The sequence below is a fragment of the Geodermatophilus sp. SYSU D01106 genome, assembly GCF_054049995.1.
On sequence record NZ_JBJGYM010000001.1, the window covers coordinates 308,339 to 321,467 of the forward strand.

The 13,129-nt window shown below is 75.3% G+C and carries 12 protein-coding genes; 5 read left to right on the forward strand and 7 right to left on the reverse strand.

The features are described 5' to 3' along the window. Window positions 1-66: 66 nt before the first annotated feature. On the forward strand, window positions 67-1,497 hold the full coding sequence (locus ACI78R_RS01630; RefSeq protein ID WP_457039430.1) for an AI-2E family transporter: 1,431 nt from the start codon (window positions 67-69) through the stop codon (window positions 1,495-1,497). Here ACI78R_RS01630 and ACI78R_RS01635 read toward each other — a convergent pair. The 3 genes from ACI78R_RS01635 to rsgA are packed head-to-tail and all read right to left on the reverse strand — an operon-like array spanning window position 1,494 to window position 4,201. After that, the gene (locus ACI78R_RS01635) at window positions 1,494-1,901 is read right to left on the reverse strand and encodes a hypothetical protein (protein WP_457039431.1); all 408 of its coding nucleotides are present in this window, start codon (window positions 1,899-1,901) and stop codon (window positions 1,494-1,496) included. The two genes, ACI78R_RS01630 and ACI78R_RS01635, sit on opposite strands and share 4 nt — an antisense overlap. Further along, the gene (purD, locus tag ACI78R_RS01640; RefSeq protein ID WP_457039432.1) at window positions 1,894-3,150 is read right to left on the reverse strand and encodes a phosphoribosylamine--glycine ligase; all 1,257 of its coding nucleotides are present in this window, start codon (window positions 3,148-3,150) and stop codon (window positions 1,894-1,896) included. Before purD ends, ACI78R_RS01635 begins: the two co-directional genes overlap by 8 nt. 22 nt (window positions 3,151-3,172) lie before the next feature. Then, window positions 3,173-4,201, reverse strand: coding sequence for a ribosome small subunit-dependent GTPase A (gene rsgA, locus ACI78R_RS01645; RefSeq protein ID WP_457039493.1), 1,029 nt, complete (start codon window positions 4,199-4,201; stop codon window positions 3,173-3,175). A 108-nt stretch (window positions 4,202-4,309) separates the two neighbouring features. On the opposite strand from rsgA, the gene ACI78R_RS01650 reads away from it, so the two are divergent. Then, the gene (locus ACI78R_RS01650; RefSeq protein ID WP_073421061.1) at window positions 4,310-5,353 is read left to right on the forward strand and encodes a glycerophosphodiester phosphodiesterase family protein; all 1,044 of its coding nucleotides are present in this window, start codon (window positions 4,310-4,312) and stop codon (window positions 5,351-5,353) included. 161 nt (window positions 5,354-5,514) lie between these two features. On the opposite strand, the gene ACI78R_RS01655 is transcribed toward ACI78R_RS01650, so the two are convergent. Further along, entirely contained in the window at window positions 5,515-6,804 is a 1,290-nt protein-coding gene (locus tag ACI78R_RS01655) for an adenylosuccinate synthase (protein ID WP_457039433.1), read from the reverse strand. 66 nt (window positions 6,805-6,870) lie between these two features. Between ACI78R_RS01655 and ACI78R_RS01660 the strand changes: the two genes are divergently transcribed. The 3 genes from ACI78R_RS01660 to ACI78R_RS01670 all read left to right on the forward strand — a co-directional run bounded on the left by ACI78R_RS01660 (window position 6,871) and on the right by ACI78R_RS01670 (window position 9,477). Further along, window positions 6,871-7,485 carry a hypothetical protein gene (locus ACI78R_RS01660; protein ID WP_457039434.1) on the forward strand — a complete coding sequence of 205 codons (615 nt, stop codon included), beginning with the start codon at window positions 6,871-6,873 and terminating at the stop codon, window positions 7,483-7,485. 112 nt (window positions 7,486-7,597) lie between these two features. Further along, window positions 7,598-8,644, forward strand: coding sequence for an ABC transporter permease (locus ACI78R_RS01665; RefSeq protein WP_457039435.1), 1,047 nt, complete (start codon window positions 7,598-7,600; stop codon window positions 8,642-8,644). Further along, a complete protein-coding gene (locus ACI78R_RS01670; protein ID WP_457039436.1) occupies window positions 8,641-9,477 on the forward strand; it encodes an ATP-binding cassette domain-containing protein in 837 nt (278 codons plus the stop codon). Before ACI78R_RS01665 ends, ACI78R_RS01670 begins: the two co-directional genes overlap by 4 nt. Window positions 9,478-9,503: 26 nt before the next feature. Here ACI78R_RS01670 and ppsA read toward each other — a convergent pair whose 3' ends face one another. From ppsA to ACI78R_RS01685, 3 genes are all read right to left on the reverse strand, one after another. Continuing rightward, window positions 9,504-11,912, reverse strand: a complete 2,409-nt coding sequence (ppsA, locus tag ACI78R_RS01675; protein WP_457039437.1) for a phosphoenolpyruvate synthase — start codon at window positions 11,910-11,912, stop codon at window positions 9,504-9,506. Then, entirely contained in the window at window positions 11,909-12,808 is a 900-nt protein-coding gene (locus tag ACI78R_RS01680; protein ID WP_073421053.1) for a pyruvate, water dikinase regulatory protein, read from the reverse strand. The genes ppsA and ACI78R_RS01680 overlap by 4 nt, the downstream gene beginning before the upstream one ends. A 91-nt stretch (window positions 12,809-12,899) precedes the next feature. Further along, window positions 12,900-13,043 (reverse strand): GPGG-motif small membrane protein, encoded by a 144-nt coding sequence (locus tag ACI78R_RS01685; protein ID WP_457039438.1) that lies wholly within the window; start codon window positions 13,041-13,043, stop codon window positions 12,900-12,902. Window positions 13,044-13,129: the final 86 nt, after the last annotated feature.

A 13,129-nucleotide genomic window follows, 5' to 3' on the forward strand; every position in this document is an offset into this window, starting at 1 on the left:
ACGGGGCCATCCTCCCGCAGGGCTAGCGTGATCGAACACGCCCCCACGGACCCGGGAGGACCGGCGATGCTGCGACAGGCCAACCAGCTGGTCGCCCGGGCACGGGAGCGCATCCGGGCCGCCGGGGAGCGCGACCCGCACGGCTGGCCGGAGCGCGACGACGACCGGGCCATCCTCGTGCGCGACGACGACCCGTACGACGCCGACACGGAGTCCTCCACCTCCTCCCCGGCGGCCGACGGCGAGCCCCCGCTGGGCAGCCCGGAGCACGGCGCACCCGACCTCGACGGACCCCTCGCCCCCGGCGGCATCAGCGGCCCGCCCGACGGCGGCCGGCCGCACCGCGCCGCCGAGCGCGGCCGGCGGCTGCTCGGGCCGGGCCGGGAGACGCCGCACGGCGACGCCGCGGTGCCCAGCGGACTGCGCACGGCGGCCGCCTGGTCGTGGCGGCTGATCGCCGTCCTGGCCGGCGCCTACGTGCTGCTCTACGCCGCGGCGTACGTGGCGGTGGTCATCGTGCCGGTGATGGTGGCGCTGCTGCTCGCGGCGCTGCTGCAGCCGGGCGCCGCTGGGCTCGTCAAGCGCGGGTGGCCGCGCTCGCTGGCCGCCCTGGCGATGCTGCTGGTCGGGCTGGCCGTGGTCGCCGGGATCATCACGCTGGTCGTCGAGCGGTTCAGCGCCGGCTTCTCCGACCTCGCCGACCAGGTGAGCCAGGGCCTCGACCAGATCCGCGACTTCGTCGTGGAGACCTTCCCGGTCACCCAGCGGCAGATCGACGACGCCGTCACCACCGCGCAGGACGCGATCGTGTCCAACCAGGAGACGCTGGCCACCGGCGCGCTGACCACCGCGGCGACGGTCGGCGAGGTGTTCACCGGCATCGTCCTGGCGCTGTTCACGCTGTTCTTCTTCCTCAAGGACGGCCGGTCCATCTGGCTGTGGCTGGTCGGGCTGTTCCCCCGTGACTCGCGCGCCTACCTCGACGAGGCCGCCCGCCGGTCCTGGCGCACGCTGATCGCCTACGTGCGCGCGACCGTCGCGGTCGCCCTGGTCGACGCCGTCGGCATCGGCATCGGGCTGGCGATCCTCGGCGTGCCGCTGGTGATCCCGCTGGCCGCGCTGGTGTTCCTCGGCGCCTTCATCCCGATCATCGGGTCGTTCCTCGCCGGGTCGATCGCGGTGCTGGTGGCGCTGGTCGCCGTCGGCCCGATCAAGGCGCTGATCGCGCTGGCGATCGTCGTGCTGGTCATGCAGCTCGAGGGGCACGTGCTGCAGCCGCTGCTGCTCGGCAAGGCTGTCCACGTGCACCCGCTGGCGGTGGTGCTGGCGATCGCGGCCGGCCTGCTCGTCGCCGGGATCTTCGGCGCGCTGATCGCGGTGCCCGTGGTGGCCTGCGCGAACGTGGCGGGCACCTACCTCGCCCGGAGGCACGACGGCCCGCGCCCGCCCGAGCCCCGGCCCGAGCGGGCGAAGCCGGCGGTCGGCGTCCGCGGCTAGGGCGCGTCCCCGACCGGCGCGTAGGCCTCCGGGTGCGCGGCGAGGTGGGCACGGAACGCCTGCTCGATCGTCGCGTCCCACTCGGGCAGCGCGGCGTCGTAGCGCCGGCCGGCCTCGACCTCGAGCCGCTCGGCCGCGTCGAGGTCGTCCTCCCGCAGCACGGCGGCCTGCCGGGCGACGTCCTCCACCGCGTCGGCGGCCGCCTCCAGCCCGAGCAGCCGGAAGCCGGCGACGGCGGCGGCCCGTTGCCCCGGCTCGAGGCCCTCGACCGCGTGCAGCAGGCCGCCGTTCATCGCCATCCCGTGGCACAGCAGCACCGCGGCCAGGGCGGCGTCACCGGGGAGGGGAGCCGGTGTGTCCGGGTCGCACGCGCGGTCCCAGACGAGGTCGGCGGGATCAGTCAACGGTGATGCGCCCCTCGACGGCGGCCAGGGCGATGTCGCTGCGCCAGTGCGCGCCGGCCAGCCGGACCGCGGCCACCCGCTCGTAGGCCGCCTGGCGCGCGGCGGCGAGGTCGGCGCCGGTCGCGGTCACCGCGAGCACCCGACCGCCGGCCGAGCGCACCGTCCCCTCGGCGTCCACGGTGGTGCCGGCGTGCAGCACGCCCTCACCGTCGGCGCCGGTGACCGGGTCACCGGTGCGCGGCGCCTCGGGGTAGCCGGCCGCCGCGACGACCACGGTGACGGCCGCCCCGTCGCGCCAGCGCAGCGGCGGGTGCTCGGCGAGGGTGCCGGTGGCGGCGGCGTGCAGCAGCCCGGCCAGCGGCGTCTCCAGCAGCGGCAGCACCACCTGGGTCTCGGGGTCGCCGAAGCGGGCGTTGAACTCGACCACCCGCACGCCGCGCGAGGTGAGCGCCAGCCCGGCGTAGAGCAGCCCGCTGAACGGCTCGCCGCGGCGGCGCATCTCGTCGACCGTCGGCTGCAGGACGGTGGCCAGCACCTCCTCCACCAGCCCGGCCGGCGCCCACGGCAGCGGCGCGTAGGCGCCCATCCCGCCGGTGTTGGGGCCGGCGTCGCCGTCGTCGCGGCGCTTGTGGTCCTGGGCGGGCACGAGCGGCAGCACCGTCGTGCCGTCGGTGACGGCGAACAGCGACACCTCCGGGCCGTCGAGGTACTCCTCGACCAGCACCGCTCCCCCGGCGTCGAGCACCCGGTGCCCGTGCGCCACGGCGGCGGCCCGGTCGGTCGTGACGACGACGCCCTTGCCGGCGGCGAGCCCGTCGTGCTTCACCACGTACGGCGCGCCGGCCTCGTCCAGGACCGTCTCCAGCTCCGCCGTGCCGCCGACCGGCCACGAGCGGGCGGTGGGCACGCCGGCGGCGGCCATCACGTGCTTGGCGAAGGACTTGCTGCCCTCGATCTGCGCGGCCTGCTCGGACGGGCCGAAGCAGGCGATGCCGGCGTCGCGCACCGCGTCGGCGGCGCCGGCGACCAGCGGCACCTCCGGGCCGACGACGACCAGGTCGGCGCCCCAGCCGGTGGCCAGCGCCGCGACCGCCACCGGGTCGGCGACGTCGACGGGCGCGGCCTCCGCGATCGCCCGCGTGCCGGCGTTGCCCGGCGCGCAGGCCAGCGCGGTCACCGCGGGGTCGGACGACAGAGCGACGCACAGGGCGTGCTCCCGGGCTCCGGAGCCGATCACGAGCACGCGCACGGACGGCGACCCTACCGACGCCTCACCGCACCCGGTTCGGCTGCGCCCGCATCGCCCGGTGCAGCGCCTTCACGCGCTGGTGCTCGGCCGCCCGGGCGCGCGCGTCGGCCCGCAGCGCCTGCCGGTGCGCCTCGGCCTGCAGCTTGCGCCAGCCGAGCAGCCGGGCCGGGTCGAGCCGGCCGTCGTCGATGGCGGCGGCGACGGCGCAGCCGGGCTCGGTGCGGTGCGCGCAGTCGCGGAACCGGCAGTGCGCGGCGAACCCCGCGACGTCGGCGTACGCGGTGTCGACGCCCTCGTCGTCGTAGAGGCCGAGCTCGCGCATGCCGGGGGTGTCGACGAGCAGGCCGCCGCCGGGCAGCAGGTGCAGCTCGCGGGAGGTCGTGGTGTGCCGGCCGCGCCCGTCGGCCTCGCGGACCTCCCGCGTGGGTGCCACCTCGTGCCCGGCCAGCGCGTTGGCGAGCGAGGACTTCCCCACGCCCGAGGGCCCCACCATGGCGCCGGTCACGCCGGGGGCGAGCAGCGCCCGGACGGCGTCGAGCCCCTCGCCGGTGTGCGCGCTGACGGCCAGCACGTCGGCGCCCACGGCGTCCTCGGCGACGGCCGCGACCGCCGCCGCGACGTCGTCGCACAGGTCGGCCTTGGTGAGCACGACGACCGGGGTGGCGCCGCTGCCCCACGCGACGGCGAGGTAGCGCTCCACGCGGCGGGCGCGGGTGGGCCCGGCGAGGGCGTCGACGACGAGGACCAGGTCGAGGTTGGCCGCCACCACCTGGGCCGCCGACGTCCGGCCGGCGACGGTGCGGGTGAACGCCGAGCGCCGCGGGAGCAGGGCCACGGCGAGCTCGCCGCGCAGCGCCACCCAGTCGCCGACCGCCGGGCTGTCGACGCCGTCGGGGTCGTACAGCGCGGCGGCCGGGTGCACCCGCCGCTCGCCGTCGGCGGTGAGGACCGTGAGCCGGCCGCGGTCGACCCGCGTCACCCGTCCGGGTGACGTCCCCTCCGGGAGCTGCTCGAGGCGCTCGGGCGACCAGCCGATGTCTGAGAGATGCATCACCCGCCGGATGGTGGACCGCAGGTCAGCGTGCCGTCCTCCCATTTCTCAGCGACGCGCCAGCCGGCGTTCGCCATCCCGACACCTCGGTCGGGTGTTCTAGACGGCATGCACGCGACCGAGTCGCTCGCGACTCACGCACGGGTCCGCACCTCGGGCCCCTTCGTCGTCGGTCACCGCGGTGCCTGTGCGTACCGCCCGGAGCACACCATCGCCAGCTACGAGCTGGCCATCGACATGGGCGCGGACCTCATCGAGCCCGACATCGTCGTCACCCGGGACGGCGCGCTCGTCGCACGGCACGAGAACGAGCTCTCCCGCACCACCGACGTCGCCTCCCGGCCCGAGTTCGCCGACCGGCGCACCACCCGCCGCGTGGGCCGCAAGAAGCGCACCGGCTGGTTCGCCGAGGACTTCACGCTCGAGGAGCTGCGCACCCTGCGCGCCGTCGAGCGCAAGCCGGGGCTGCGCCCGCTCAACACCGCCTACGACGGGCAGTTCGGCATCCTCACCCTCGAGGAGGTCGTCGACCTGGCCCGCCGCCGGTCCACCCCGCAGCGGCAGGTCCGCGTGCTGGCCGAGCTGAAGAAGCCCAGCTGGTCGGCCGAGCGCGGCCAGCCGATGACCGAGCTGGTCGCCGCGGAGCTGCGCCGCCTGGACGCCACCTCCCCCGACGGGCCGGTGGTGCTGCAGTCCTTCGACGCCGCGGCGCTGCGCCGGCTGCGCGCCGACCTCGGCGACGACGGCCCGCAGATGTTCCAGCTCGTCGACATCGCCTCCTCCGACGACCACCTGCTCACCAACGCCGGACTGCGCGCGGTGTCCACCTACGCCCAGGGCATCGCGCCCTGCGTCGACCGGATCCTGCTGCGCGACGCGGACGACACCATGACCGGCGTCTCCGACCTCGTCGCCCGCGCGCACGCCGCCGGGCTGCTGGTCGTGCCGTGGACGCTGGCCGCGGAGAACACCTACCTGCCGCGCCACCTGCGCAGCAGTGACGACCCGGCCGCCGCCGGTGACGCCCGCGGCGCCGCCCGGCTGCTGCTCGCGCTCGGCGTCGACGGGATCATCACGGACAACCCCGACGTCGTCGTCGCCGCCCGCGCCGAGATGGCGACGGCCCAGCCGGTCCGCCAGGCGGCCGCGTGACACTCTGCGGTCCTACCGGACCGCACGCCTCACGTGAGTCGCCCTGCGAGGCGCCGTGAGGAGTGGGGGCCGGAGGCCTCCGCGACCGAGCGGCGGGAAGGGCTCCACGACACAGGGGACGGCACCTGGCCGCGGTGTCGGCCGGTAGGCCGACGACGTGATCAGTCGAGAAGGTCGTGGACGACGACGTTCTCGTCGCGGCCCGGGCCGACGCCGATCACGCTGATCCGCGCGCCCGAGAGCTCCTCGAGCCGGCGCACGTAGGCCTGCGCGTTGGCCGGCAGCTCGTCGAAGGACCGGCAGCCCCGGATGTCCTCGAACCAGCCCGGCATCTCCTCGTACACCGGCTTCGCGTGGTGGAAGCCGGTCTGGGTCATCGGCATCTCGTCGTGCCGCACGCCGTCGACGTCGTAGGCGACGCAGATCGGCACCGTCTCCAGGCCCGAGAGCACGTCGAGCTTGGTGAGGAAGTAGTCGGTGATCCCGTTGACCCGGCTGGCGTAGCGGGCGACGACGGCGTCGAACCAGCCGCAGCGGCGGTCGCGGCCGGTGGTCACGCCGACCTCGCCGCCCTGCTTGCGCAGGTACTCGCCGTTGGCGTCGAACAGCTCCGTCGGGAACGGGCCCGAGCCCACGCGGGTCGTGTAGGCCTTGAGGATGCCGACCACCCGCGAGATGCGGGTGGGGCCGATGCCGCTGCCGGTGGCCGCGCCGCCGGCGGTCGGGTTCGACGACGTGACGAACGGATAGGTGCCGTGGTCGACGTCGAGCAGCGTGCCCTGCGAGCCCTCCAGCAGCACCCACTCGCCGGCGTCGAGCGCGTTCGCGAGCATCAGCCGGGTGTCGGCGATCCGGTCGCGGAGCTGCTCGGCGTAGCCGGCGTACTCCTCGACGACCTCGTCGACGTCGATGGCCTTGCGGTTGTAGACCTTGACCAGCACCTGGTTCTTCTCCACCAGGGTGCCCTCGAGCTTCTGCCGCAGGATCGACAGGTCGAGCAGGTCCGCCACCCGGATGCCGGTGCGGGCCACCTTGTCGCCGTAGGCGGGGCCGATGCCGCGGCCGGTCGTGCCGATCTTGCGCTTGCCGAGGAACCGCTCGGTGACCCGGTCCAGCGCCCGGTGGTGCGGCATGATCAGGTGCGCGTCGGCCGAGATGACCAGCTTCGAGGTGTCGACGCCGCGCTCCTCGAGCCCGGCGAGCTCGCCGATGAGCACCTGCGGGTCGACGACGACGCCGTTGCCGATCACCGGCGTGCAGCCCGGCGTGAGGATCCCCGACGGGATCAGGTGCAGGGCGTACCGCTCGCCGTCGGGCGTGATCACGGTGTGCCCGGCGTTGTTGCCGCCCTGGTAGCGGACCACGTACGGGACCCGGCCGCCGAGGAGGTCGGTGGCCTTGCCCTTGCCCTCGTCGCCCCACTGGGCACCGATCAGCACGACTGCCGGCATCGGGTGACGCACCCCTTCGTCGTCGACACCGGCAGCGACCGGTCTGTCAGGTGGCAGGGTATCGGCATGTCCCTCGTCGAGTTCGACCTGCGCGGTCTCGGGCCCGGGGAGGCACCCGAGCGCGCCGCCGTCGCCGCGGCCGCCGACGCCGGTGCGCTGCTCGTGCGCGGCCCGGTGGCGGCGCTGTCGGCGGTGCTGGCCGCGCTCGTCCGCGCCGGGCGGACCGCCGAGGTCCCGGTGTCGTGGGAGCCCGCCGACGACACCTCCTCGCGCGGGCTGGCCCGCGACCTGGGCATCGGGACCGGCGCCGAGCGCGAGCTGTCCCTGGTGCGCGACGACCACGGCGGCGTGCTGCTGCAGCACGGGCGCTACGAGGCCGCCGAGAAGGGCCGGCTGCCGCTGGCCGCGCGCCTGGGCGTGCAGGCCCACCACGACGACCAGCGGGTGGCCGACGGGACCGTCGCCCGGATCGAGGTCCGCCCCGACTGGACCGCCGTCGACACCCTCCGCGTCGTCGTCTCCCCCCAGCTCATGCGGCCGCCGCGGCGCAGCACCGGCCGGGCGCTGCAGCTGGCCAGTGACCCGGCGCAGGTCACCCGCGACGGCGTCGTCTTCCCCCGGCCGGTCACCCGCTGGACCTGGTACGCCGACGACCGGGTGCGCTGGCGGCTGCGGCCCTGAGACGGCCCTGAGACGGCCCTGAGCTGCGGGGACGCGGGAGGGGGCGCGGTCGTGGACACTGGGGAGGCCCCAGCCCCGAGGAGGCCCCGCTGCGCCCGTGTCCGGTGACCCGGTGACCGTCGACCGCCTGCCCTTCGCGCGGGTGTCCCCGCCGCGCCGCCGGGTCCTCGACCGAGTGCTGGCCCGCCCGAGCCTGGCCGCCGTGGTGGGCCTCGCCGTCGTCGTCCTGGTGTTCGGGGTGCGGGTGCCGGAGCTGCTCACCCCCGAGGGCCTGGCCGGCGTCCTGGACCAGGCGGCGCTGCTCGGCATCGGCGGGGTGGCCGTGGGGCTGCTGCTGGTGGGCGGCCACTTCGACCTGTCCATCGGCACGGTGGCCGTGGCCAGCTCGGTCCTCACCGGCGTCCTCGTCGGGCAGCAGGGCTGGGGCGTCTGGCCGGCGCTGCTGCTGTCCCTGGCCTGCGCGCTGGCGGTCGGGACGGTCAACGGCTGGCTGGTCGTGCGCACCGGACTGCCGAGCTTCCTGGTCACCCTCGCCACCGCGCTGGTGCTGCAGGGGACGACGCTGTCGACGCTGCCGCTGGTCGCCGGGGCGCCGCGGATCAGCGGGCTGGACGTCGCGCCCGGCTGGTCGTCGGCGTCGGCGCTGTTCGGGTCGACGGCGGAGGTCGGCGGCGGCGTCTTCCCGGTCTCGCTGCTGTGGTGGCTGGCGGCCACCGCCGGCGCGGGGTGGCTGCTGTGGCGCACCCGCTTCGGCAACGAGGTGCTGGCGATGGGCGGGTCCCGCCGGGCGGCCGCGGAGCTCGGCGTCCCGGTGCCGCGGACGACGTTCGTGCTGTACGCGCTCACCGCGACCGCGGGCTGGCTGCTCGGCACGCTCGCCCTGGTCCCCGCCGCGAGCGTCGCCGCCACCCCCTCGCTGACCACCGCGATCGACCTCGTCGTCGTCGCCGTCCTCGGCGGGTGCCTGCTGACCGGCGGGTACGGCTCGATGGCCGGCGCCGCGGTCGGCGCGCTGCTCTACGCCGTCGCGCGCAGCGGGTTCGAGCTGTCGGGCTGGGACCCGCGGTGGTCGCAAGTGCTGCTCGGCGTGCTGCTGCTGGTGGCGCTCGCCTTCGGCACGGTGGTGCGGGGGCGGCTGCGCGCCGCGCCGCGCTCGTGAGCACCGCCGCCGGCAGCACCGCCGGCCGGTCCGACGGCGCCCCGCCGGTCCTGGAGCTGCGCGGGGTGACCGTGCGCCACGGCGGCGTGCCCGCCCTCGACCGGGTGGGCATGGCGCTCGAGGGCGGGCGGATCACCTGCCTGCTGGGCGAGAACGGCTCGGGGAAGTCGACGCTCGTGGCGCTGCTGTCGGGGCTGCAGCGGCCCGACGAGGGCGAGCTGCTCCTCGACGGCCGGCCGGTGCGGCTGCGCAGCCCCCGCGCGGCGCGGGCGGCGGGCATCGCGACCGTCTGGCAGGACCTCGCCGTCGCGCCGCTGCTGTCGGTGTGGCGCAACCTGTGCCTGGGTGCCGAGCCCACCCGCGGGCCGTGGCCGCTGCGGCGGCTCGACGTCGACGCCGCCCGCGAGACCGCCGTGCGCGCGCTCGCCGGGATCGGCGTCACCGGCGTCGACCCCGACCAGCCGGTCAGCACGCTGCAGGCCGGCGCCCGGCAGAGCCTGGCCATCGCCCGGGCCGTGCACTACGGCGCCCGCGCGCTGGTCCTCGACGAGCCGACCGAGCCGATGACGATCGCCCAGCACACCCTCGTCGGGCAGGCGGTGCTCGGCGCCCGGGCGCGCGGCCTCGCCGTCGTCCTGGTCACGCACAACCCGCGCTACGCCCACCTCGTGGGCGACCGGTTCCTGTTGCTGGCGCGCGGCCAGGTGGCCGGTGACCTCACCCGAGCCGACGTCGACTCCGACGACCTCACCCGGCTCATGGCCGGCGGCGAGGAGCTCACCGCGCTGACCACCCGCCTGCGGGAGCTGCACCCCGAGCTCGGCGACCGCTGAGCGGCCGCCGGGCCCGGGGGCCCGGGTCAGCCGGCGTCCGGGCCGGCCTTGGCCAGGTGCAGCCAGGTGTCGACGACGGTGTCCGGGTTGAGGGACATCGACTCGATGCCCTGCTCGAGCAGCCACAGCGCGAGGTCGGGGTGGTCGCTGGGGCCCTGGCCGCAGATGCCGACGTACTTGCCGCGCGCCCGGCACGCCTGGATGGCCATCTCCAGCACCCGCAGCACCGCCGGGTCGCGCTCGTCGAACCGGTCGGCGACCAGCGCCGAGTCGCGGTCGAGGCCGAGCACGAGCTGGGTCATGTCGTTGGAGCCGATGGAGAAGCCGTCGACGTGGTCGAGGAAGGCGTCGGCGAGCAGCGCGTTGGAGGGCAGCTCGCACATCATCACGACCGACAGGTCGTTCTCCCCGCGGCGCAGGCCGTGCGAGGCCAGCAGCTCCACCACGCCCTCGATCTCGGCGACCGTGCGGACGAACGGGATCATCACCTTCACGTTCGTCAGGCCCATCTCGTCGCGCACGTGGCGCAGGGCCTCGCACTCCATCGCGAAGCAGTCGGCGAAGTCCTCCGACAGGTACCGGGAGGCGCCCCGGTACCCGATCATCGGGTTCTCCTCCTCGGGCTCGTAGCGCTCGCCGCCGAGCAGGTTGGCGTACTCGTTGGACTTGAAGTCGCTCATCCGCACGATCACCGGCTCGGGGGCGAAGGCCGCGGCGATCATGGCCACGCCCTCGGCGACCCGCTGGACGAAGAAGTCCCGCGGCGAGGGGTAGGCCGCGATCCGGTCGGCGACCTCCTCGCGCAGCCGGCCGGGGAGCTCGTCGAACTCCAGCAGCGCCTTCGGGTGGATGCCGATCTGCCGGTTGATGACGAACTCCAGCCGGGCCAGCCCGACGCCGGCGTTGGGCAGCCGGGAGAAGGCGAACGCCTGCTCCGGCGTCCCGACGTTCATCATGATCTTGGTGGGGACCGGGGGCATGGCGTCGAGGCGGGTCTCCTCCACCTCGAAGTCGACGGCGCCCTCGTAGACGTGGCCGGTGTCCCCCTCGGCGCAGGAGACGGTGACCTCCTGGCCGTCGGCGAGCGAGCGGGTGGCCGACCCGGTGCCGACGACGGCGGGGATGCCGAGCTCGCGGGCGATGATCGCCGCGTGGCAGGTGCGCCCGCCGCGGTTGGTCACGATCGCCGACGCGCGCTTCATGATCGGCTCCCAGTCGGGGTCGGTCATGTCCGCGACCAGGACGTCGCCGGGGCGGAAGTCGCCCATCTCCTCGAGGTCGCGCAGCACCCGGACCGCGCCCGCGCCGATCTTCTGCCCGATCGCCCGGCCCTCGACCAGCACGGTGCCCGAGCCGGTCAGCCGGAAGCGCTCGGTGCCGCTGCCCGTGCGCGACTGGACGGTCTCCGGGCGCGCCTGCAGCACGTACAGGCCGCCGTCGACCCCGTCCTTGCCCCACTCGACGTCCATCGGGCGGCCGTAGTGCTCCTCGATGACCAGCGCGTACCGGGCCAGCTCGGTAACCTCGTCGTCGGTCAGGGACAGCACCCGGCGGTCGGCGGGGTCGACGTCGACGAACTCGGTGGTGCGGCCGACCTCGGTGGAGTCGGTGTAGACCATCTTGGTGGCCTTGTCGCCCACGCCCCGCTTGAGGATCGCGGGGCGCCCGGCGCGCAGCGCGGGCTTGTAGACGTAGAACTCGTCGGGGTTGACCGCCCCCTGCACCACGCCCTCGCCCAGGCCGTAGGCGGCGGTGACGAAGACGGCGTCGGGGAAGCCGGACTCGGTGTCGACGGTGAACAGCACCCCGGAGGCCCCGACGTCGGAGCGCACCATCCGCTGCACGCCGGCCGACAGCGCGACGGTGTCGTGCTCGAAGCCGTGGTGCACGCGGTAGGCGATCGCCCGGTCGTTGTAGAGGGAGGCGTAGACCTCGCGGACGGCCTGCAGCACCGCGTCGATGCCGCGGACGTTGAGGAAGGTCTCCTGCTGGCCGGCGAACGAGGCGTCGGGCAGGTCCTCGGCGGTGGCGCTGGAGCGGACGGCGAACGACAGCGCGTCGTCGTCGCCCACGAGCTGCTCGTAGGCGGTGCGGATGTCGGCCTCGAGCCGCTCGGGGAAGGGCTGGCCGACGACCCAGCCGCGGATCTCCCGGCCCGCGGCGGCCAGTTCGCGGACGTCGTCGGTGTCCAGGTCGCGCAGCCGCTCGGAGATGCGCTCCGCGAGGCCGGTGTCGCCCAGGAAGTGCCGGTAGGCGGTGGCGGTGGTGGCGAAGCCGTCGGGCACGCGCACGCCGGCGTCGGCGAGGTGGGAGATCATCTCGCCGAGCGAGGCGTTCTTGCCGCCGACCTCCTCGAGGTCGCCCATCCCCAGGTCGGCGAACCAGCGGACGTTCTCGGTGCCGGCGTTCGTGCTCGCGGGGCGTTCGGTGCTCACGCGGTCCCTCCCGGGGTTCTGCCCCGCCCGGCGGACCGGCGGTCGCCACCGCGGCGCCGTCCCCGGGCGAGGGTCTGGATGACGACGGCGGCGATCTCCTCGACCGAGGCCGCGGAGGTGTCCACCGTGGGCAGGCGGTGCGCGTCGTACATGGCCGCGGCCTTGCGCAGCTCGGCACGGCACTGCGCCTCGGAGGCGTAGCGGGAGTCCGGGCGGCGCTCCTGGCGGACGCGGGACAGCCGGGTGACCGTGGTGGTCAGCCCGAAGCAGCGGTCGGCCAGCGCGCGCACCGGGCGCGGCAGGTCGGTGGTCTCGAGGTCCTCGTCGACCAGCGGGTAGTTGGCGACGAACAGGCCGTGCTGCAGCGCGAGGTACATCGCCGTCGGCGTCTTGCCGCAGCGCGAGGGGGCCAGCAGGACGACGTCGGCCCGCTCCAGCGCCCGCGAGCTCTGCCCGTCGTCGTGCTCGATGGCGAACTCGACGGCGGCCATCCGGTCGTTGTAGCGGCGGACGTCACCGACGCCGTGCAGCCGGCGGGCCTCGCGCAGGCCGCGGGCGCCGAGCACCTGCTCGACCCGGTCCATGTGCATGCCGAAGAAGTCGATCACCGGGACGCGGCAGCGCAGCAGCTCCTGGCGCACCTCGTCGACGGCGGCGGTCGTGAACACCAGCGGCGTCACCGGGCCGTCGGCGAGCTCGTCGATCTGCGCGACCACCTCGCGGGCCTGCTCGACGGTGGAGATGAACGGCACGAGCGTGCGGTCGAAGTGCAGCTCGGGGAACTGGATGAGCAGCGCGTTGCCCATCGTCTCGGCGCTGATGCCGGTGCTGTCGGACAGGAAGAAGACCGGTACGGCGGGGACCTCGTCACCCGGGCTCGCTGCGTCGCGGTCCATGCCGCGGGATCGTGCCACGGCCGGGCTGCGCGTGCGGAGCGGCTCCCGCGCGCGGTCCGGGGCGGGCGTTCCCCGCCCCGGACCGCGCCGGTCAGGTGAAGACGCTGACACCACCGGGGCCCACGAGGAGCCCCACGACGATCAGCACGATCCCCCACAGCAGCTGCTTGCGGAGGATCGCGAAGATGCCGGCGACCACGAGGACGACGGCCAGGATCCAGAGCGGTGTCGCCACGGACACCACCTCCCTGCACGGGCGCCCGGCGGGCGCGTGTTCACGGAGTGTGCTCCGGCAGCGCGCGTCCTGCCTGGTGAGCGGGC